A 20,241-nucleotide genomic window follows, 5' to 3' on the forward strand; every position below is an offset into this window, starting at 1 on the left:
GCGGCTGCTGCAGCGGCTCAGGCGGCCCTTGCGCCATATGGACGGCCCGCGCTAGCACCTCGCTGGTACTGTCGCGCTGGGAGTATTTATTTCGCAAGACACCCCGATGCAGAATGGTTTGCGATTGCAGCGCCGCTCCGTGCCTTCCGTCACCCACGCTTCCACTTGATGGCCGCAAGATTGCGACGGTCCGGCTTAAGCCCGTGTAGGGTCAGCCTAAAGCGCGCAGCCGGTCTCGGCAGGCCGAGCCGGCCTATGCGTGCCCAATTTGGCGGGCTTGGACCTTGTAAGAAAGTAGATCACTGCGGCGTGGCCGCGAACGGCAAGATATTCTGATTGAGGCGGAAGAGGTTGGAGGGATCGAGCCGAGTTTTCAGGTGTCTGAGCCGATCATACTTGACGGCTCCGTAGGCACCCGAAGCAATGGCAGTATCGGATTGCTCGTTGACATAGTTGGCGGCTATGGACCGATCGGCCAAGCGCCCGGCTGCGGATCTGCCCCATTCGATGCAACGCTCGTCGTCTGCCGGATCGTCCCATACGGGCTCGGCAATCCAGTAATAGCCAGCCTGCCTTCCGGAATAAGCGGTGTCTTCTTCCCGCACGTCCGCAACGGCACCTCCAAGCTGCGTTATGTAGAACTCGCAATCCATGGTTGGTGCTGAGGCAATCTGCTGCAGCATGGCATCCACTACGTCACCGGTGATATCCGACCAGAAACCACCTTTCGCGTAGTACCGGCGTGACCAGGCGAAATGAGCGTCGTTGCGACTTTGCAGGTGAAGAAACGGCATGGCGCCCATCTCTCCTTCACCGACACCTGCAAGGTCGCCGAACGGCGAGAGCATCTGATCCGCCAGCCTGCTGTCGCCCACCCACACGGCAGTCACGCTCAAGCCTCCTCGCGTGAGTGTAAAAGCGACGGAGAACTCTCGCGGGCGTTGACGAGCCAAATCGCCCAGGCCGGTGATTGCGCGTTGCGCGTCGGCCATCGGGTACATCCAATGGCCGACAGCCACCGGACCAAGCTGATGCAGCCGGAACCTAAAGCGGGTTATGACACCGAAATTCCCACCGCCACCGCGGATGCCCCAAAAAAGCTCCGGATCGATTGCCGCATCGATCCAGTTCACGCTGCCGTCGGCCGTCACGATCTCGACCCCGATCAAGCTGTCGATCGTCAGCCCGTAGGCGCGGCTGACGCGGCCCATGCCACCGCCAAGGGTGAGACCGGCAACGCCCGTGTGAGAAACGACACCCGCCGGAACCACGAACCCGCTTGGAACCGTCGCTCCATCCAGATCGCGAAGAAGCGCGCCGCCGCCGGCTTCCACGGTTCCGGCGGAGATGTCCAGCCGGCCAGAATTGAGCTGCGAGAGATCGAGCAAAAGTCCGCCGTCGCACGTCGAAAGGCCGGGCAGGCTGTGTCCACCGCCTCGGATCGCCAGGACCGCATTGCAATTGGCCGCTACGTCGATCGCCTTCCGCACGTCATCGACATCCGCCGCACGCAATACCGCGGCCGGCCAGCGATCGGCGACACCGTTCCATACCTGCCGGGCTCGATCATAATCCGTGCTGCCGGGCGTGATCACAGGTCCGCGACACCCAATCAAGGCGAGTTGCTTCAATAGCAAGTCGGACATATGAGCCCCCTCGTCGCAAGCGACCGCCGAACCTATCACCGCAGCGCATCCTACGCGCAATCGTTGCAGTTAGCTCCTCAGAAAGCGTTCGCGTCCACCGATCAGCGTCTCACAAGCCTCCGACAATACCCGACACCTGTGGTCCGTCGGCTCTGCGCCGCATCTCGGACGGTAGCGCCGGTTCTGCCGCATCCTGAAGCCGATATCCCAAGCGACCACGCTGATCACTTTCGGATGTGCATGGATACGAGGGTCAGGTTGCAGAAACGGTCCGGCAATTCAGATCTCTTGCCTGGGCAGCGAGAGGAGATCATCCGTGCGGCGACCGGCGTTTTCGCGGCTGGTCCGCAAAATGGGATGACCTGCATCTTGGTAGCAGTGCGGCCTGACTCCATACTATGGACCCCAGCTCAAACGGCCGGGAACCTGGCCAGTTGCAAAGGTATCGGTACTGAAGGCGTCGATGCCGTTCCCGCACCCAGCCACGGTAAAGCCACGGCCCCTCACTCGATCGGGGAAGCGATCGGCTTTCCCTTCTCCACGACGTAGGTCGCGATTACCTTGGCGCCAGCGGGACCGGTCCTGGCGTCGTGGACCTTGGCCGGCGGCACCTGGTAGGATTGGCCGGCCGCGAGATGCCGCGGCGGCTCGCCGTCGATCAGCAGCTCGAAGCTGCCCTCGATGATGTAGCCTGACTCCGGTCCCGGATGTGTGTGGCGTCCGACCGAAACGTTAGGTGCTATTTCGGCAATGCCGATAACCGTCTCGTACGCAGTGCCGGGCACGTCGAAGCGCTGCAACGGCGTACGCTTGATTGGTTGCTGGTCGGTCGCGGCCGCCGGCTTTTCCTGGGCCCCGAGCGGGCCCGTCCAGGCAAAGCATGACAGAGCGGCGCAAAGCGCCAGGGTGTACCTGAGTTCGTGCATCGATCGCCTCCCTGATTTGACAGTCACATTGTCGGCGCCGAACGGGCAGCGCGTCTCGGACTCCCGCGAAGTACTCCTATGCCGTGGACGAACTGGCGATCCCCGCGGCCATTGAACGTCATATTCACCCAGACTAATATCTTTGGGCCGCGGCAGGCGGCGTGGGAGTAGCCAGGGATGAACGGCACCGACTTTGCCTCCTTGCATTTCTCGACGCGCGAGCTTGCCCCGGACAAGCGCCTGCAGGCGTTGCGCGAGCTGTTCGACAGGGCGGTCCGCCTCAACATCGACACCGAGCCCGGCCGTGTGGTTGAGATGCAGATGCACGTCGCACCGGGCCTGCGTCGAGCGCGCATGCTGTCGCCGCTGACGGCGCGCCTTACCCGCTCGGCGCCGATGCTCGCGGACGGCGAGGACACCATCTGCCTAATGATGAAGACCAGTGGTCACATGGCCCTGGCTCAGGGGCGGCGCGAAGGCGTGCCCGAGATCGGGGACGGCGTACTCCTCGTCTATCGCGAGCCGGTCGAGCTCCATTTTGTTGACGCTACCTATCTTTCAGTGCGCGTGCCCTTCACCGCTCTGGCCGGGCTCGCCGACGTCGAGGCTGCCGCCGCGCGGCGCATACCGGCCACGACCGAAGCGCTATCGTTGCTGCGGAGCTATGTCGCGGGCCTGCCCGACCGCTTTGCCGACCCTCGGCTCGCCCGGCTATGTGCAACCCACGTCTACGACCTTATCGCTCTGGCGATCGGCGCGACCGAGGAAGGGCGCGAGATTGCCGGTCAACGGGGCTTGCGGGCCGCGAGGCTGCAGGCGATCAAGGCCGACGTGGTCAAGGATGCCGCGATCCAAATTGACGAGCTCGCGGCGCGCCACGGGATTTCGCCGCGCTATGTCCAGATGCTGTTCGAGGCCGCCGGCACAACCTTCTCTGCTTTCGCTCTCGAACGGCGGCTCGACGCGGCCCGCACCATGCTGACCAGTCCGCGCTACGCGAGTTGGTCGGTCACCGAACTCGCGTTCGAAGCGGGCTTCAGTGATCTTTCGCACTTCAACCGGCGGTTCAAGCGCCGATTCCTGATGACCCCGTCGGAAATGCGCCACAACGGCAAGCCTGAGGCCACAACGGACCCAAATATCGCGCCCTGATGGCGGCACGGCAAAACGCGTCCGCCGTCGGCTTTTGCGAGCTGTCTCTGGCTCAGTTAGTCATTCGCAGCGAACAACGGGAGTGGTGCGGACAGGACGCTTTTGCCTCGGCTGAAGCGCTTTCTTGGTCTTGCTATTGGATTGATTGGCGTTGGCGCAATTATGGAGAGGGGCAATGGCTGTGGGATGGTGCTCGCCCTGCTAATACCTGTGACATACGCCGCTGAGGACCTCTATATATCGCAGAAGCAGCCTGCCAACATCGACAGAGTAGCTATCTACGGACTCGCGCTAATTGCCTCTTGCTTCATACTTATTCCCTTTGCAGTGGGCTTTAGTGACTTCATTCCTGCCCAATTCTTTCTGGAAAACTCGGCATCATTGTCATTCTGATTGCCCTCGCGTCGGCCTGGCGATGGTCCTGTTCATCTATCTCATAAGGGCCACCGGAGCGGTTTTTTGCCAGCCAGAGTGCATATGCGACGACCGTTGCTGGCATCGGCTGGAGCATCGTTCTATTGGGTGAATACATCCCCTTTGGATCTTTGCAGCACGCAGGTTGATCATTGTCGGTCTGATCATAGTCGAGCCAAAGCAGGAAGCGGAGGAGGAACCGCCTCTCTTGGATGGAGCAATCGAGGACCTGCCGATATAGGCTGGACCAGCGCTCTGGAGGTCCGATCACGTGTATTCCGGCCGGCTGAAGGTCCGCTTTCGAATATCTGTTCCGGGAAGCTGCCGATCCGCTCTCGGCCCCAAGGCTGCCAGTCAGCAGCGCGCATTTTGCAGCCAGTGGAATCACTTGGCGCCGCAGAAATGCGACTAAGACAAATAGATGGAGCAGGATGCCCAGTTCAATTTGACCGTAATTCGCTCTAGTCGGGACGGCGGTAGGCCAGAACCCCCGTCGGCCTGCTCAGGCTCTGCAAGGAGCCAGGTGTTGCGCCGCCGATCCAGCCCAACACCGAGCAGCCGGAGCCGGACCCATCGCGGTCATTGGCACGCGCCAAATCGCCGATCGGGGAAGATCCACGTTCGAGATCGGGTCGTTGGCAGGAAAGTGCGATCTCCGCTGACGCGCCTTCCTGGTTCGTTGTTACTTGGCAACCCGGGTGGTAGAATGACGATGGGTTCAGGCAAAATAGCTTTATCATATTCGAGCGTCATGACTTTCGTGCCGCGCGCTGCAGCCGCTGCGATGAGTATTTTATGGAGAGGACAGCCGTGACAGTCCCAGAGGACGATTTTTTCGTCCTCTCGAGCTTGCCGCCAAGTCGGGCGCAAAAGCAGCTCGCTCTTGTTTTTGTGCTTGGCCTGTTGGCCGTCTACGTGTTGATCACTGTTGGTCCGCTCTCGGGCATCCATCTGAGCCGGGTCGACGCCTTCGTGCCGGCCTACGCGACAGCGATGTTCGTCAACGATTCGATCACCGCAATCCTCCTGTACACTCAGTTTTCCATCCTGCGCTCACGTGCCACGCTCCTGATTGCAAGCGGATATCTCTTTACGGCGCTCATGCTGATCCCGTTTGTCCTGGCATTTCCGGGTCTGTTCACGCCAGAGGGCGGCCTGGTGGGCGGCATGCAGAGTACGTCATGGATCTACTTTTTCCAGCACGCTGGCTTTCCCCTGTTCGTCATAGGCTATGCCCTCTCAAAGGGCTCGAACCCCAGCAAACGATTTTGGCAGGGTACCGCCCGTGCGGAGATTAGCCTCAGTGTCGCCCTGACCGCAGCTGTGGTCTTGTTGGCGTCATATTTTTTCATAGCGGGCGAAGCGTTATTGCCGCGCGTGACCCTCGATTCCACTCGCCTTAGCCCGGTGTGGCCCTATGTGGGCGCGCCCGTCGCATTGCTAAGTATCACCGCGATGGTCGTGCTCTGGATCCGGCGACACTCGATGCTCGATCTTTGGTTGATGGTCGTGATGCTCTTATTCACGATAGAGATGCCTTTAAGCTATTACCCCGATCCGGCTCGCTTCAGCCTTGGCTGGTATACCGTCCGCATCTTCGGAGTTCTGTCCAGCGGACTCGTCCTTATGGTTCTGCTTCACGAGATAACGACCCTTTATACGCGGCTTCTCGGAGCGGTCCGTGGCCAGCGTCACGAGCGCGAGGCGCGACTGGTAACCGGCGACGCAGTCGCAGCCACGGTTGCGCATGAAGTCAAACAACCTCTATCTGGCATGATAACGAGCGCCGATGCCGGCCTGCGCTTTCTCGGTCGCTCGATGCCCGATCTTGAGGAAGCAAAGGAGGCATTCAAGCAGATTATCGCCGGTGGTCATCGCGCGGCAGCGGTGATCGACGGAATTAGAACGATCTTCAAGAAAGAAGACCGCAAGCGAGCTCCGCTCGACCTCAACAGTCTTATCGGGGAAACACTCACCCTGGTGCGAGAGGGTCTGGCGAAACACCGGATAATGGTCGAAGCCGAGCTGGATGAACGCCTGCCGCGCGTAACAGGCGATCGAATCCAGCTACAGCAGTTGCTTGTAAACCTGATGACGAACGCCATCGATTCCATGGCCGCAGTCGGCGGGGCGCGGGTGCTGTCCGTGAAATCCAAGTTGCATGACGATGGCCACGTAACGGTTTCGGTTGCGGACACTGGAACCGGAATTGGTCCGCAAGACGTGGATCGGATATTCAACCCGCTCTTCACGACAAAGCCCGACGGCATGGGGATGGGCCTGTCGATCTGCAGATCTATCGTCGAAGCCCACGATGGGCGGTTGTGGGCGGCCCCGAACACGCCCCGGGGTGCCATATTTCATTTTAGCGCAACTCGATCTGTCTCCGCATGACAAGGATCCGTCTGTGATCAAAGTCGCACCGAACAGTTTGCAGCCGACGACAGAGGTCGCGGCTGCTGTCTATGTGATCGATGACGACGTCGGAATCCGCGACTCGCTCGGCCTGTTATTCCGCTCGGTCGGTTTGCGCGCCGAACTATTCCATTCGGCGAACGAACTCATGCAAAGCAAGCTGCCTCCGATCCCGAGCTGCCTGGTTCTCGATGTTCGGCTACCGGGGTTGAGCGGCTTCGAGCTTCATGCCGAGTTGACTAAGGCCGATGTCCATATACCCATCATCTTCATTACTGCACACGGCGATATCCCCATGTCCGTACGGGCTATGAAAGCCGGCGCCGTCGACTTCATCACCAAGCCGTTTCGCGACCAGGATATGTTGGATGCCGTCACCGCCGCGATCACCCGCGACCGGGCCAGGCTGGATGCCGATCGCGCACGGCTCGACTTAAAGGGCCTGTTCGACAGCCTGACGTCGCGCGAACAGGAGGTGATGGCGCTCGTCGCTACCGGCTTAATGAACAAACAGATCGCCGCTCACATCGGCCTCAGCGAGATTACGGTTAAGATTCATCGCGGCCACGCGATGAAGAAGATGCGTGCGAAATCGCTCGCGGACCTGGTCAAAATGGCCGAAGCACTCGGTATCGGCCGGGAAATGTCCTCGTAGCCTCATATCTATGTATGACTTTTCGAACACAGCCGACTCGTACCATTGTCGGTGCGCATAGATGGGCCACTCGCTTGCCAGACACCCGCGTTATTTCAATCGTCGACGATGACGAATCCATTCGAAGCGGAACTGCGAGTCTTGTACGGTCGCTTGGGTTTGTCGCCCACGCTTTCCCATCCGCACGTGCGTTCTTGCATTCGGAGCAACTGGCTCAAACCTCGTGTCTGATTTCAGACATCCAGATGCCGGAGATGAGCGGAATTGAGTTGCACGATATCTTGCGCATACGTGGACATCACACGCCCATCATTTTCATCACGGCCTTTCCCGATGAAAAGGCGCACGCTCAAGCGTTGGTTCGAGGCGCCGTCTGCTTTTTGAGCAAGCCTTTTGACGGCGACACGCTGTCTCGCTGCCTCGACGTTGCATTGAAAAACAATGCCGGTGAGAGCGACTAGCGCGTCGCTGATCGCTGGGCGCGATCAGGCTCAGCAGACCCCAAAATCCAATTCGTCGAAGCGCATCCGTTAAACCGAGGGATGCTCGGGCCCGTCGGGGCCAATAAACCTAAGGTATGACCGCCATAAACGAAAATGCGGTCACGACCAACCTACGTCCGATGGAGCGCGCACCGGAGTGAGAGCACAACTAAAGTGGTCACCACTCTAATGGCACCGCGCAACGAAGGAGACTGATCATGTCCACGCCATCACCGGCGCCAAATCGGCGCGACTTTCTTGCCACATCGGCCACCGCATTGCTTGCCACTTCGGCAGGTGCTGCCGCGTTCAACTTCACCTCGTCTCAGCCGGCGGCCGCGGCCGAAGCCAGTTCAATCCGCCCCTTCACCGTCAGCTTCCCGCAGGAGGAGATCGACGAGCTACGCCGTCGCATCGCCGCCACGCGCTGGCCCGATCACGAGTTGGTGTCCGAAGCAGCTTCTCGGCGGACTTCGGCGACGTTGGCGGCAGGCGACACACAAGGCGTGCAACTCGCGACGATGCAGAAGCTCATCCAGTACTGGGGAACGGAATATGATTGGAGCAAGTGCGAGGCGCAGCTGAAGTCGCTGCCGCATTTCGTCACCGAGATCGACGGGCTGGACATCCACTTCATCCACGTGAAATCAAGCCATCAGGGTGCGCTGCCGGTCATCATCACGCACGGCTGGCCCGGTTCGGTCATCGAGCTGCTGAAGGTCATCGATCCGCTCACGAACCCCACGGCGCATGACGGAACCGCGGCCGACGCGTTCGACGTGGTGATCCCGTCGATGCCGGGCTACGGCTTTTCCGCCAAACCGACCCAACCCGGTTGGGATCCGGTGCGTATCGCGAAAGCGTGGACCGTGCTGATGAAGCGCCTGGGCTATAACCGGTTTGTTGCACAGGGCGGCGACTGGGGGGCTCTCATCACCGAACAGATGGCTCTGATGGCGCCTCCCGAGCTGATCGCCATCCACACCAATATGCCAGCGACCATTCCGCCCGAGATTGTGAAGGCGCTTGCCGCCGGCAGTCCGCCTCCCGCCGATCTCGGGCCCGACGAAAAGCGCGCCTACGAGCAGGTCGCCTTCTTCTACAAGTTCGGCCTAGGCTATGCCAACGAGATGGCGCTTCGTCCGCAGACGCTTTACGGGCTCGTCGATTCACCGGCCGGCCTGGCGTCATGGATTCTCGATCACGATGCGGACAGTTATGCACTGATAGCCCGCTCCTTCGATGGGGAGCCGGAGGGCCTTACCCGCGACGACATCCTCGACAACATCACGCTCTATTGGCTGACCAACACGGCCATCTCGTCGGCCCGGCTCTATTGGGAACACCGGCGAACGGCGAAGGCGGGCTTCTTCGACGCCAAAGGCATCACCATTCCCGTCGGTGTGAGCGCGAACCCCAGCGAGATCTACACGGCGCCGAAGAGTTGGACCGAGCGCGCGTTCCCGAAGCTCCTGCATTACGGTCACCCGCCCAAGGGCTGCCACTTCGCGGCATGGGAGCAGCCGAAGTACTTCACCGACGACGTGCGCGCATCGTTCAAGACGTTGCGGACGGCGTGAAGTGTTGAGCGGGGATGGCGCGCCGGACGTGCGCGTCACCCTCCGCCTGGCGATTAACCCCCAGCGCATCTCCAAAAGGAGAGAATGCAATGAACCTTCTCATCCAGACGCTCACCGCACTCGCGGCTTGCACCGTGTTCGCCACGGGTGCGTTCGCCCAGAGCACGGTCGTGCCCATCGACAACGAGCCCGCGCCAAAGCTGATCGTGGAGCCGCCGCTTCCGGGTCCGTTGGCCGAGGGTGTGGTGTTCATCCCGTACCGGGTGGAGAACCTGCGCATCCTGCCTGTCGGTGGGCCGGCCGCGCGCAACGTGTCTCCGCGGGTCGGGCATCTGCACCTCACCGTCGACGACCTGCCCTGGGCGTGGGCGGATTACGGTCAGAGCGACACCATCATCCTGGTGGGCATGCCGCGCGGTCAGCACAAGGTCCTAGTCGAGGTGGTGGACGCCGAAGGTAACGTCTTCACCAAGCAAACGGTGACGTTCCACTCGCCGGGCAAGGAGATTCAGCCATGAAGCTCCACAAGTTGGCGACCGTGCTGGCATTCGGGTTTTGCATCTTTTCCGCCTTGGCCAACGCCAGTGCGGCCGAAGATCGCTCGATCCGGCCCTTCACCGTCAGCATCCCGCAAGCGGCGCTCGAAGACCTTCGTCGGCGCATCGCCGAAACACGGTGGCCGGATCGCGAGACGGTCGATGACCAGTCGCAGGGCATACAGTTGGCGAAGCTGAAGCCGCTCGTCAAGTATTGGGGCACCGGCTACGACTGGCGAAAGGCCGAGGCCAAGCTCAACACCCTGCCTCAATTCATGACAACGATCGACGGCGTGGACATTCACTTCATTCACGTCCGCTCGAAGCATCCCAATGCTTTGCCGCTGATCATGACGCATGGCTGGCCCGGGTCGGTGTTCGAACTGCTCAAGACCGTGGGCCCGCTGACGGATCCCACAGCTCATGGCGGACGAGCGGAGGACGCGTTCGATCTCGTCCTGCCTTCGATGCCGGGATATGGCTTCTCCGGCAAACCGACAGAGACGGGTTGGGGACCGGATCGCATCGCGCAAACCTGGGCGCAGCTGATGAAACGCCTGGGTTACACCCGCTACGTCGCACAGGGTGGCGACTGGGGCTCCCCCGTCTCCAGCGCGATGGCGCGCCAGGCGCCGACAGGTCTGCTCGGCATTCATATTAACTTGCCGGCGGTGGTGCCGCCCGAGATTGCCGCGGTGCTCGCCGTCGGCGGGCCAGCGCCAACGGGACTCACGGATAAAGAACGCGCAGCGTTTGACGCGCTCAGCGCTGCAGCCAAGATGGGGAACAGATCCTACGCTACGATGATGGGCACCCGGCCGCAGACGATCGGCTACGCCATCAATGACTCTCCCACAGGCCTCGCGGCGTGGATGCTCGGACATCCGGGCTTCTCACGCTGGACATACGACAACAGCGATCCCGAAAAGACCCCGGACGAGGTGCTGGACGACATTACTCAGTACTGGCTGAGCAACAGCGCGACCTCAGCAGGGCGGCTGTACTGGGAGTACGGTGGACGCAGCGTTGTTTTTGCGGCCGTGGAGCGGACCCTCGAGATCGCGCTGCCGGTGGCCATCACGGTCTTTCCGGAGGAAACTTATCTGGCCCCGGAGACGTGGGCCCGGCGCGCCTATCCAAACCTGATTTACTTCCATGAGGTCGACAAGGGCGGTCATTTCGCCGCCTGGGAGCAGCCCGAACTGTTTTCCGCCGAGTTGCGTGCGGCGTTCCGACCGCTCCGACAAGATTTCTGAGGCGCGCGTACCGGGCCCCAGCCCAGACGCGTTCAACGCTTAACAGGTTAAACCTAAGGAGATCGACATGAGCAGCACCACTCTGACGCATAGCGAAAAACCGATCGAAACTCCCGGAACGCGGACGCTCGACATGAAGCTCGAGGCCGTGGTTATCCCAGTTTCGGACGCAGCACGCTCCAAGCAGTTTTACGAAGGGCTGGGTTGGAGGCTCGACGGCGACTTCGTCGTCGGCGACACGTTCCGGGCGATGCAGTTCACGCCTCCGGGCTCGCCGGCCTCGATCCATTTCGGCACCGGCATCACGTCGGCCGCGCCCGGCTCCGCAAGCGGGCTTTTCCTCGTCGTGTCGGACATTGACGCCGCGCGCGCCGAACTCATTGGCCACGGCGTCGAGGTGAGCGAAGTGTTCCACCGCGCCGGTCCGGGCAAACCAGCGCTCAGCGGCAGGCATCCGGAGCGGCAGAGCTATTCCTCTTACGCAACCTTCAAGGATCCAGACGGCAACGAGTGGCTGCTGCAGGAGGTCACCACCCGGCTCCCTGGCCGGGTCGATTCCAATACGACGGACTATGCTTCGGTAGCGGACCTTGCGGCCGCAATGCGGCGCGCGTCAGAAGCACACGGCGAGCACGAGAAGCGCAATGGCGGCCAGCGCGATGAGAATTGGCCGGACTGGTATGCCAAGTACATGGTGGCGGAGCAGGCGGGCAAGCCGCTGCCGCTCTAAGCAGCAACCCAAAATCGGGTGAGCGGGACGGGTCACCGTCCCGCCGCCCAGCTCAACCGGCAATCCAAGCCTGGTTTGCCGCTGATGTTTTCACGCGCTGTTGCCGGCGCAATCGAATGGGAGAACGATCATGACGCACTCCAAAATGGGCATTGCTCTGGTGACCGGCGCCTCGGCCGGGATCGGAGCGATCTACGCCGACCGGCTGGCGCGCCGCGGCTATGACCTCATTCTCGTGGCGCGCAGCCAGGAGAGGCTGGACGAAGTGGCCAAGCGCATCGCCGGCTCAACGAATTGCAACGTCAGCGCCGTTGCGGCTGACCTCAACGACAAGGCGGATCTGGGCCGGATCGAGACCTTGCTCGGCGCCGATCCCGCCATCACGATGTTGGTCAATAACGCTGGCATCGGCGCCGTCGCGCCGCTCTTGGAATCCGACGTGGACAAAATGCAGGCGATGATCGAGCTCAACATCACAGCGCTGACTCGCCTGACTTATGCCGCGGCTCCGGCCTTTGTGGCGCGCGGCGGCGGCACGATCATCAACATCTCCTCGGCCGTCGCTATCGCACCTGAGCTTCTCAACGGCGTCTATGGCGCGACGAAAGCCTTTGTGCTCGCTTTCAGCCTTTCGCTCCACAAGGAGCTTGCGGACAAGAAGCTGCGCATCCAGGCGGTTCTGCCCGGCGCCATCGCCACCAATTTCTGGGACGTATCAGGAGGTTCACTCGACGATCTGCCGAGCACGGCGATCATGCAGTCCGATGACCTCGTCGACGCGGCCCTTGCCGGCCTCGACCAGGGCGAGTTGGTGACTATTCCCTCGCTTCCCGACGTCGCCGACTGGCACGCCTATGAATCGGCCCGGCAGAAACTCGTCCCAAATCTTTCGCTCAACGCCTCGCCGGCGCGGTACGGCATCGCCGTGGCTGCGTAACCGAGCGAAAACTCAATGAGTCAGCCTGAGTAAAGCGCCAGAGGAGAATCAAAATGGACAAACTTTTGACGGCGGTCCTCGAGGCGCATGGCGGATTGCCGAATTGGGGCAACGTTACAAGTATCACTGCGCAAATGTCGCTTGGGGGCGTATTTTGGGCTGCAAGGGGCTGGCCGGACATCTACTCCAAGCAGACCGTCACACTCGATCCACATCGCGAGCACATCGTTTTTTCGCCCTTCACAGCACCAGACCGTATGTCGGTGCTGGATGTCGCTCCCGAGCGGGTCGCTATTGCTACGCGCGACGGCCGCATCATCGAGGAACGTTTCAATCCACGTGGCTCATTTCCGCTGCCCTTTCTGGATGGCAGCACACCTTGGGATGCGATCCAGGTGGCGTACTTCACGAGCGCCGCCGTATGGAACTACCTCACGGCGCCGTTCGTCTTCACACTACCCGGTGTCGAAGCACGAGAAATCGCCCCTTGGAGAGAGGGCGCGCAAACGTGGCGACGGCTGGCCGTCACGTTCCCTAAGACTATCGCCAACCATAACGCCGATCAGGTCTTTTATTACGACGATGCGTTCATGCAGCGGCGCATGGACTATTCGCCCGACGTGACGGGAAACCCGCCGGTCGCACACTACGCTTATGACCACAAAACCTTTGACGGGTTCGTATTCCCGACACGGCGGCGTGTGCTCCTCCATGACGCCGAGGGGGTCGCAAACCAAGCATTCGCACCTATCACGGTCGACGTGTCCGATGTGACAGTCGACCGAAGATAATCTTCCACCGGGCACCATGCCTTATCAACGGGTACAAACCACTATGACCGAACAGATCGACCTCCATCGACGCCACTTGTTGGGCGTGGCCGTCACCACCGTTGCGGCCGCTCAGTTTGCCATGACGGGCTCGGCAAATGCGCAGTCCAGCATTACGAAACCGGACGCCAGCACAATCGAACCACAAGCAAACACGTCGTTCGGTCCGTTGAAGCAGGTTCAAGCTGGCGTACTCGACATTGGATATGCCGAGGTCGGTCCTGGCAAAGGGTCGGTCGTCATCCTCCTGCATGGATGGCCCTATGACATTCACACCTATGTCGACGTTGCACCCATTTTGGCATCGAAAGGCTTTCGGGTCGTCGTTCCATATCTACGCGGCTATGGCACCACGCGGTTCCTCTCCAACAAAACGCCACGCAATGGCCAGCAGGCGGTGGTCGCGATTGATGTCAATGCGCTGATGGATGCACTGCAAATCGATAAGGCGATCGTCGGCGGTTGCGACTGGGGCGCACGCACGGCCAACATCGTCGCGGCACTGTGGCCGGAACGCTGCAAGGCCCTTGTTTCGGTCAGCGGCTACCTGATCGGCAGCCAGGAGGCCAACAAGATGCCTCTGCCGCCAAAGGCCGAGCTGCAGTGGTGGTACCAATATTACTTCGCCACTGAGCGGGGTCGCGCTGGCTACGAGAAATACACGCGGGATTTTGCCAAGCTGATCTGGCAACTCGCTTCTCCGCAGTGGAATTTCGACAACGCCACCTTCGAGCGCAGCGCTACGGCCTTCGACAATCCGGATCATGTCGACATTGTAGTACACAACTACCGCTGGCGGCTTGGGCTGGCGGAAGGCGAGCCACAATACGACGAACTGGAGCTACGACTTGCGAAAGCTCCTGTCATCGCCGTGCCGACGATCACTCTGGAGGGCGACGCCAACGGCGCGCCGCATCCCGACCCCAGCGCCTACGCCAAGATGTTCTCCGGCAAATACGAGCACCGGCTCATATCCGGCGGCATAGGGCATAATCTTCCTCAGGAAGCACCGAAGGCATTCGCAGACGCCATAATTCAGGTGGCGAGTCTGGCCTGAGCAAAACGGCCATGCCACGATACATGATCGACCATGCCCAAGGCAAAAACTGATGAAATCACACCCGGGGCAATCCCTCCGACACGAAATGAACATTTGGCGCGGCCGGGACCGCTTTCGTCGCCCTTTGCAGTGGCTCCTCGCACCCATTGTGGGGGCAGTAGCGGGCTTGGCCTACGCACTGATGTTCGATGTCGAAGCACTGCACTCCGCAGTCAGGGGCGTGTTCATCGGAACTCCTATTCTGTTGTATGAGCGCGGCGTTATCTTGCGCCGATGGCGCAATGTGATCCGGCAAGCGGCAACGCCGGTCTTCGTCGTGGCTACGATCGCAACCTACGTATTGACGATCTTGATCGGCAATGCCGCCGCCGGCACAGCGCTTCACCATCTCCTCGGCTATATGAGCACCGCTCGCGAAGCCATGGTGATGTCGGAGTCCGGTCTTCTGTATTCACTCGGCGTCTCCACGCTCGTCGCATTCGTGTTCCGACTGCGTGACCTTATCGGGCCAAGCCTGTTCACCAGCCTGCTTCTTGGTCGTTATCACCGTCCCATCAAGGAGGAGCGGATCTTTCTGTTCCTCGATGTCAGTGGCTCCACGCACTTCGCGGATCGGTACGGAGATCTGGAGACCCAGGCCTACCTCGGACAGATATTCAACGCACTTGCGTCGCCTGTTCGTCGCTCCCAGGGCTCTATTGACGACTACATCGGCGATATGGCGGTGGTCACCTGGCCCATGGATCGCGGCATGCGGGACGCCGCGTGTCTTCGTTGCGTCTTCGACTTCGCGGCGGCCATAAGGGATCAGGCGGCGGCGTGGCAAGCGCGTTTCGGGCAGGTGCCGGAGTTTCGCGCCGTCCTGCATTGCGGCCCGGTCGTTACCGCTGAGATTGGCCTTGAGCGACACAAGATCGCGTATTTCGGCGATGTCGTGAACACCACTGGACGTCTGGAGTCGCTATCCAAGGCTCTCGGTCAACCTATCCTGGTCTCCGCAGATCTTCTCGCCGGTATCCGTGTTCTACCTCCACATGTCGTCGCGGAGAACCTCGGATTTCATGTGATTAGAGGCCGAGATGAACCGCTTCAGATCTCAGCCGTAAGGCTAGCATTGGGAAGCTGATTGGAGTGGCGCCATCATTACTATCTCCGTGTATCCACCTATCTTCGATGCCCATTTTACGGCAGTCGCCGTCACTCCTGTCCGCTTTTGAAGGCCCAGGTTCCGCAGCTGCCGGTCCGTTTTTCGGCCACCGTACGCCTGTTCCAAGCTGCGTTCTTCTTCTGGCCAATGGTGGCCGAAGGAGAAGTGTCATGGGACGTTCACAGTATGGTCCTGCGGTGCAGGAGCGGCGTGCGTGGAATGCAGGCAAGAAGGTCGGCGCGAAACGGGCGTTGAAACCTCGACAGATATGGGCAATCCGCTTCTTCCTCGATCGCGAACGTCGATTGCGAGATCGCGCGCTGTTCGACCTTGCCATCGACAGCAAACTGCGCGGATGCGATCTGGTGAAGATCAAGATTGGTGATCTGGTCGCTGGCCCGGAAATCCGCACGCGTGCGATCGTCGTGCAGCAAAAGACAGGCCGACCGGTGCAGTTCGAACTTACAAGTGAGGTACGCGCAAGCTTGCTCGCTTGGCTCGAACGCCGCGACGGCAGGATCAACGACCATGCGTTCCCGAGCCGGGTTGATCAGGCACACCACATGAGCACAAGACAGTATGCTCGCCTTGTCGATGAATGGGTCAGCGCGATTGGACTGCGGCGCCAGGAATATGGAACGCATTCGCTGTGACGAACGAAGGCGTCGATGATTTACAAAGCCACCGGCAACCTGCGCGTTGTGCAGATCCTGCTTGGACACGCCAAGATCGAGAACACTGTTCGTTATCTTGGCCTCGATATCGAGGACGCGCTTGTGCTTGCCGAGCGGACTGAGATCTGACGTTGGGGGCGGTCGTTCGGCAGTGCTGAATGGCCACTTCCAGCCGGAGCTCTACCCTCGATCCGACTTTGGAGGAGAGCGGAATGGCAGCTATTGATCGACACTGAAAACGATCCGGACATTCAGACCGCGCGACACCCCGAACGGGCCAGCCCATCATCCATCCTTCGCCGGACGTAGCTCTGTCCCCGAAGGTTCTTCTTCCCGTTTCGGCGATCAATCCCGGCGCGGATCGTAAGGCTTGGCGGCCCATTGAGCGACGCGCTCACGGTATCTCGCGTCGGTCCCACTTCGGTTTTCCGGCTTGGTAAGCGTTTCGACAGGCTTCCCGAGGACGACCAGCAGCGTGTCCCATTCTTCCTGGCCGAGCGTCTTGTAGCGGTACTCCAGACCCGGCGAAGCCAGGAGCTGCTCGATCTCAGGCCGCGCGGAAGAGGCCGCAGGGCCAATGCGGCGAAAGCCGCTTCGCACGGCATCGGTAGCCGCGGTCAGGTCGCTGAAGCCATACTTGCCCGGATCGTAGACGGAGTACTCGCGCAGCAGCCGCAACAGGTCGGGCACGGCATCGACGCCGCGGTCGCCCTGGCGCTTGATCAGGCCGGTGGCAAAGCGGCTGACCGCCGGATCGGCGAGAATCGCGCGCTCTTCCGGCAGAGGATCGGCGTATGCACCTACAGGAAGGCCGGCCAGAACATTGATCCAGTTGCGCGCCGCCTTCTTGTCGGTGGCCGCGAGGTAGCGGCGGGCGGCGAGCCGCCGCAGATCGGCGGAGTCGCCATTGACCTGTTTGATGATCGCCCACAGCCCGTCTGAGGATCGCACCCGCGGGTCCTCCAAGATGCGAACCAGCAGACGCCGGTCGCTCTCGCCGAGCGGCTGGTCGTTCGCGCGGAACGAGTCCATCCACTGATTGGCGAGCGCGAACGCGGGATGGCTCATCGGCTTACGCGGATCCTCGAGCGCTCTGGCAAGTTCCTCGCGCGTTCTCGTTTTCGCCACTTCCATATTCACGCCGCGCGAAACGCTGGTGTGGTCGAGTAGCAGCCGGTTGACGGGAACCTCGGTGTACATCCTTCCGTCACCGAGCCGCCGACGCGCCCAGCCGAACCGGAAGTTCTCGATCCCGCCCGAAGTCCCGATCAGCAACGGCGCCGCCGGGGCAAAGATCGACAGGATCGACTGCCGCAGCAGCACCTGTTCACCGGCGTCGGTGATGGTGAGCGCCTTGCGGTGGGGTGCGGAGGGTTCGAGCGACCAACCCACCCGTCCCGATCGGGGCTTGGCATCGGGCACGGCGGGGCCGTCCTCGATCGCGATGGTGAAGTCGGGTTCGGGGGCGTCGTCGCTTTGTAGCAGCGCCTTGCCCTCTGACATCATCAGGTTCCATTCGGCTTCCAGCGCGCGCTGAGGGGCGAGCGGATCGGAGGCATCGTAGCGCCGCTCTTCCAGCAGGCCATGCCCGATGACGGTGCTTCGTTTGCCGGGCGTCGAGTCCGGCACGACGCGATAGGTATTGGAATGACCGCGAAAGGTCTGGACGCGGACCGAAGTGACGCCTGGGGTCTTGAGCAAGGCCGCGCACAATGCATCGCAACGGCCCTCGAACGTGCGGGCGAGGAGAATGTCGCCCTTGAGCGCAATCGGTGCGCTCGACTGAATGTCCGGCTCCTTCAGGCTGGCTAGCATGCCCCTCGCCCAGGTGAGGCCTGGCTGGGGGATGGTCCAAAACAGTGCCAGCGTCGCGGCGCCCGACATGACGTTCAGAGGAACCCCTGAAAGGAAACGTCCGAGCAGCAAGCGGAACAGGGCGAAGGCGACGCCATACATGAAGGCCGTTGGCATCGACGCGAGGATGAGCCCCGGGATGATCAGGAAACTGCCGATGATGACCAGCCATGGCATTGTCAGCGCCGCGAACGCGCCGACGCCGGTGATGATCAAGTAAGTCTTCAACCACATGCGCGGAACTTTACCGCGCAGGATTCAAAAAAATGATAAAGCTACTGTTCTCGGGTCGGTGCCGTCTTTCGGGATCCGCCCGTTGACGAATCTCGTTACGGTCACCTCAAAAAGCTGTCGATCGTCCGCCTCTGGGGCTCTGGGGCCTCCATCAAATGACCGACTAGGTGAAGGTTGTTCAACGCGGGCCGATGTCGATCCAGCCCCAACCCTCGTGCCGCGGCCCGCATCGAAAAACCTTCACCAAGGCTGCCAGTCAGCAGCGCGCATTTTGCAGCCAAATGGGATCACTTGGCGTCGCAGAAATGCGGCTAAGACAAATAGATGGAGCGGGATGCCCAGTTCAATTTGAACGTATCCCGCTCTAGTCGGAACGGCGATAGGCTACAACCTCGCCAGGCACGCTCAGGCTTTGCAAGGAGCCGGGCGCCGCGCCGCCGATCCAGCCCAGCACGGACCGGGCCAATTCGGCGCCGGCCAGCCGGAAGTTCTCGTTGACCACCAGCAGTTCTCGGCGAAACAGGTGCAGCAGGTCGGACGACTGCTTGGACACCACGTCGACGTCCCGGCCGAGCTTGAGGCCGGCGTCCTCGATGCCGGCGACGATGGCGAGTGTCGCGGCAGCGGCACTGCTGACGAAACCGTCCGGCCTGACGTCGCGGCGCATCAGCTGCGCGGTCCTCATCCTGATCTGCTCGATCGAGTGGTCGACCGAAACGGTGTTGAACGGGATCTCGCTGGCGCCGACCTCGCTCAGCGCATCGGTGAAGCCGCTCAGCGTATGACTGTGGTAGGTCAGCTCGACTGGAGGCGCCAGCAGAGCCAGCCTGTGGCGGCCGATGCCGGCCAGGTGGCGCACAGCCTCGGTCGCGAACGCGTAATTGTCGAAATCATGATAGGGGTGGATCAGCCCCATATCGGTGCGGCCATGCGTGGCAAAGGGGATACCACGCTCCAGCATGTAACGGGCCCTGGGGTCATTCGGCTGGGTGCGCGAAATGATGACGCCGTCGGCGGAGCCGGTTTCCACCAGATAGCGTATCGGGTCCAGGGGATCCTGCGAACGTGAGTAGGGCGTCACGATCAAATGATAGGGCGTATCAGCGATGACTTCCGAGACGCCGTAGATGATGTCTGAGACAAAGCTCATAATCTCGCGCTCGGTGTTGAGCACGAGGCTGATGACGTTGGTCTTGCCGGTCCGCAGGCGCACACCGGCACGGTTTGGCCGGTAGCCAATCTGCTTGGCGACGAGCTGGACGCGTCGCCTGGTCTCGGCGCCGATTTCAGGCGCGTCCTTCAACGCCCGCGACACGGTGGTGACGCCCAGGCCAGTCATGAAGGCAAGCGTCTTCAACGTCGGCCGACCCTGTGCCGACGCCTCGTCGTCCTTTTCCGTCTGATGTCTGTCCATTCATCCCGCCCGTCAGGCGCATAGCAGTTGTCGTGCAGGCCGGCAATCGGCGGATTGCGGCTCGCCCGCGACTCTCCGCCTGATGAACACCCTATATACTGAAACGTTACAGATTGTCACTTGCCATCGCATAGCGGTTGGTGACAGGTATCCTGCACGAGCGACGCTCCATCCGACGCAAAGTCGTTGGGACGTCGGCAAGGGATTGCCTGCGGAGCAGGATTTTGCCGGATTTCGTTAATTGCAACGGCCATTTTTTTGCGGTGCAACCTATCTTGCTGCGGTGCAATGGAAGGCAG

At 61.2% G+C, this 20,241-nt stretch carries 16 protein-coding genes and 1 pseudogene; 13 read left to right on the forward strand and 4 right to left on the reverse strand.

Translation table 11 applies throughout. The features are described 5' to 3' along the window. Window positions 1-299: 299 nt before the first annotated feature. A complete protein-coding gene (locus BQ8482_RS34860) occupies window positions 300-1,646 on the reverse strand; it encodes an FAD-binding oxidoreductase (protein WP_123151691.1) in 1,347 nt (448 codons plus the stop codon). A gap of 503 nt (window positions 1,647-2,149) precedes the next feature. Further along, on the reverse strand, window positions 2,150-2,572 hold the full coding sequence (locus tag BQ8482_RS34865; RefSeq protein ID WP_123151692.1) for a cupin domain-containing protein: 423 nt from the start codon (window positions 2,570-2,572) through the stop codon (window positions 2,150-2,152). A gap of 177 nt (window positions 2,573-2,749) precedes the next feature. On the opposite strand from BQ8482_RS34865, the gene BQ8482_RS34870 reads away from it, so the two are divergent. The 13 genes and pseudogenes from BQ8482_RS34870 to BQ8482_RS34935 all read left to right on the forward strand — a co-directional run bounded on the left by BQ8482_RS34870 (window position 2,750) and on the right by BQ8482_RS34935 (window position 16,569). After that, on the forward strand, window positions 2,750-3,724 hold the full coding sequence (locus BQ8482_RS34870; protein WP_123151693.1) for a helix-turn-helix domain-containing protein: 975 nt from the start codon (window positions 2,750-2,752) through the stop codon (window positions 3,722-3,724). 1,224 nt (window positions 3,725-4,948) lie between these two features. After that, window positions 4,949-6,532 carry a sensor histidine kinase gene (locus BQ8482_RS34880; RefSeq protein ID WP_123151783.1) on the forward strand — a complete coding sequence of 528 codons (1,584 nt, stop codon included), beginning with the start codon at window positions 4,949-4,951 and terminating at the stop codon, window positions 6,530-6,532. 13 nt (window positions 6,533-6,545) lie between these two features. Further along, on the forward strand, window positions 6,546-7,208 hold the full coding sequence (locus tag BQ8482_RS34885; protein WP_123151695.1) for a response regulator transcription factor: 663 nt from the start codon (window positions 6,546-6,548) through the stop codon (window positions 7,206-7,208). Window positions 7,209-7,282: 74 nt separating this feature from the next. After that, window positions 7,283-7,669: a response regulator transcription factor gene (locus BQ8482_RS34890; protein WP_244603110.1), complete on the forward strand. Its 387-nt coding sequence runs from the start codon at window positions 7,283-7,285 to the stop codon at window positions 7,667-7,669. 239 nt (window positions 7,670-7,908) lie between these two features. Continuing rightward, complete coding sequence (locus BQ8482_RS34895) at window positions 7,909-9,270, forward strand: epoxide hydrolase family protein (RefSeq protein WP_123151697.1); 1,362 nt, start codon at window positions 7,909-7,911, stop codon at window positions 9,268-9,270. A gap of 89 nt (window positions 9,271-9,359) precedes the next feature. Then, window positions 9,360-9,788 carry a DUF6130 family protein gene (locus BQ8482_RS34900; RefSeq protein ID WP_123151698.1) on the forward strand — a complete coding sequence of 143 codons (429 nt, stop codon included), beginning with the start codon at window positions 9,360-9,362 and terminating at the stop codon, window positions 9,786-9,788. Beyond that, window positions 9,785-11,062 (forward strand): epoxide hydrolase family protein, encoded by a 1,278-nt coding sequence (locus tag BQ8482_RS34905; RefSeq protein ID WP_123151699.1) that lies wholly within the window; start codon window positions 9,785-9,787, stop codon window positions 11,060-11,062. The genes BQ8482_RS34900 and BQ8482_RS34905 overlap by 4 nt, the downstream gene beginning before the upstream one ends. Window positions 11,063-11,129: 67 nt before the next feature. Then, window positions 11,130-11,792 carry a VOC family protein gene (locus BQ8482_RS34910; RefSeq protein WP_123151700.1) on the forward strand — a complete coding sequence of 221 codons (663 nt, stop codon included), beginning with the start codon at window positions 11,130-11,132 and terminating at the stop codon, window positions 11,790-11,792. Between the two features lie 130 nt (window positions 11,793-11,922). Then, complete coding sequence (locus BQ8482_RS34915) at window positions 11,923-12,729, forward strand: SDR family NAD(P)-dependent oxidoreductase (RefSeq protein WP_123151701.1); 807 nt, start codon at window positions 11,923-11,925, stop codon at window positions 12,727-12,729. Window positions 12,730-12,782: 53 nt separating this feature from the next. Next, entirely contained in the window at window positions 12,783-13,520 is a 738-nt protein-coding gene (locus BQ8482_RS34920; RefSeq protein ID WP_133254891.1) for a hypothetical protein, read from the forward strand. Between the two features lie 43 nt (window positions 13,521-13,563). After that, window positions 13,564-14,616 (forward strand): alpha/beta fold hydrolase, encoded by a 1,053-nt coding sequence (locus BQ8482_RS34925; RefSeq protein ID WP_123151703.1) that lies wholly within the window; start codon window positions 13,564-13,566, stop codon window positions 14,614-14,616. Window positions 14,617-14,785: 169 nt separating this feature from the next. Beyond that, window positions 14,786-15,745 carry an adenylate/guanylate cyclase domain-containing protein gene (locus BQ8482_RS34930; protein ID WP_342211010.1) on the forward strand — a complete coding sequence of 320 codons (960 nt, stop codon included), beginning with the start codon at window positions 14,786-14,788 and terminating at the stop codon, window positions 15,743-15,745. Window positions 15,746-15,936: 191 nt separating this feature from the next. Then, window positions 15,937-16,569, forward strand: a pseudogene (locus BQ8482_RS34935) (tyrosine-type recombinase/integrase). A gap of 216 nt (window positions 16,570-16,785) precedes the next feature. On the opposite strand, the gene BQ8482_RS34940 reads toward BQ8482_RS34935, so the two are convergent. Both BQ8482_RS34940 and BQ8482_RS34945 read right to left on the reverse strand, forming a co-directional pair. Further along, window positions 16,786-18,510 carry a hypothetical protein gene (locus BQ8482_RS34940; protein WP_133254892.1) on the reverse strand — a complete coding sequence of 575 codons (1,725 nt, stop codon included), beginning with the start codon at window positions 18,508-18,510 and terminating at the stop codon, window positions 16,786-16,788. 382 nt (window positions 18,511-18,892) lie between these two features. Beyond that, window positions 18,893-19,942, reverse strand: a complete 1,050-nt coding sequence (locus BQ8482_RS34945) for a LacI family transcriptional regulator (protein WP_123151706.1) — start codon at window positions 19,940-19,942, stop codon at window positions 18,893-18,895. Window positions 19,943-20,241 lie beyond the last annotated feature (299 nt).

This window comes from Mesorhizobium delmotii, from assembly GCF_900149755.1.
GTDB classification, from domain to species: Bacteria; Pseudomonadota; Alphaproteobacteria; order Rhizobiales; family Rhizobiaceae; genus Mesorhizobium; species Mesorhizobium delmotii.

Bases quoted from the DNA above. Each gene is read 5' to 3' on its own strand.
- BQ8482_RS34910 (WP_123151700.1), top strand. From the start codon at position 11,130: ATGAGCAGCACCACTCTGACGCATAGCGAAAAACCGATCGAAACTCCC.
- BQ8482_RS34945 (WP_123151706.1), bottom strand. From the start codon at position 19,942: ATGGACAGACATCAGACGGAAAAGGACGACGAGGCGTCGGCACAGGGT.
- BQ8482_RS34900 (WP_123151698.1), top strand. From the start codon at position 9,360: ATGAACCTTCTCATCCAGACGCTCACCGCACTCGCGGCTTGCACCGTG.
- BQ8482_RS34915 (WP_123151701.1), top strand. From the start codon at position 11,923: ATGACGCACTCCAAAATGGGCATTGCTCTGGTGACCGGCGCCTCGGCC.
- BQ8482_RS34895 (WP_123151697.1), top strand. From the start codon at position 7,909: ATGTCCACGCCATCACCGGCGCCAAATCGGCGCGACTTTCTTGCCACA.
- BQ8482_RS34870 (WP_123151693.1), top strand. From the start codon at position 2,750: ATGAACGGCACCGACTTTGCCTCCTTGCATTTCTCGACGCGCGAGCTT.
- BQ8482_RS34920 (WP_133254891.1), top strand. From the start codon at position 12,783: ATGGACAAACTTTTGACGGCGGTCCTCGAGGCGCATGGCGGATTGCCG.
- BQ8482_RS34925 (WP_123151703.1), top strand. From the start codon at position 13,564: ATGACCGAACAGATCGACCTCCATCGACGCCACTTGTTGGGCGTGGCC.
- BQ8482_RS34865 (WP_123151692.1), bottom strand. From the start codon at position 2,572: ATGCACGAACTCAGGTACACCCTGGCGCTTTGCGCCGCTCTGTCATGC.
- BQ8482_RS34860 (WP_123151691.1), bottom strand. From the start codon at position 1,646: ATGTCCGACTTGCTATTGAAGCAACTCGCCTTGATTGGGTGTCGCGGA.
- BQ8482_RS34905 (WP_123151699.1), top strand. From the start codon at position 9,785: ATGAAGCTCCACAAGTTGGCGACCGTGCTGGCATTCGGGTTTTGCATC.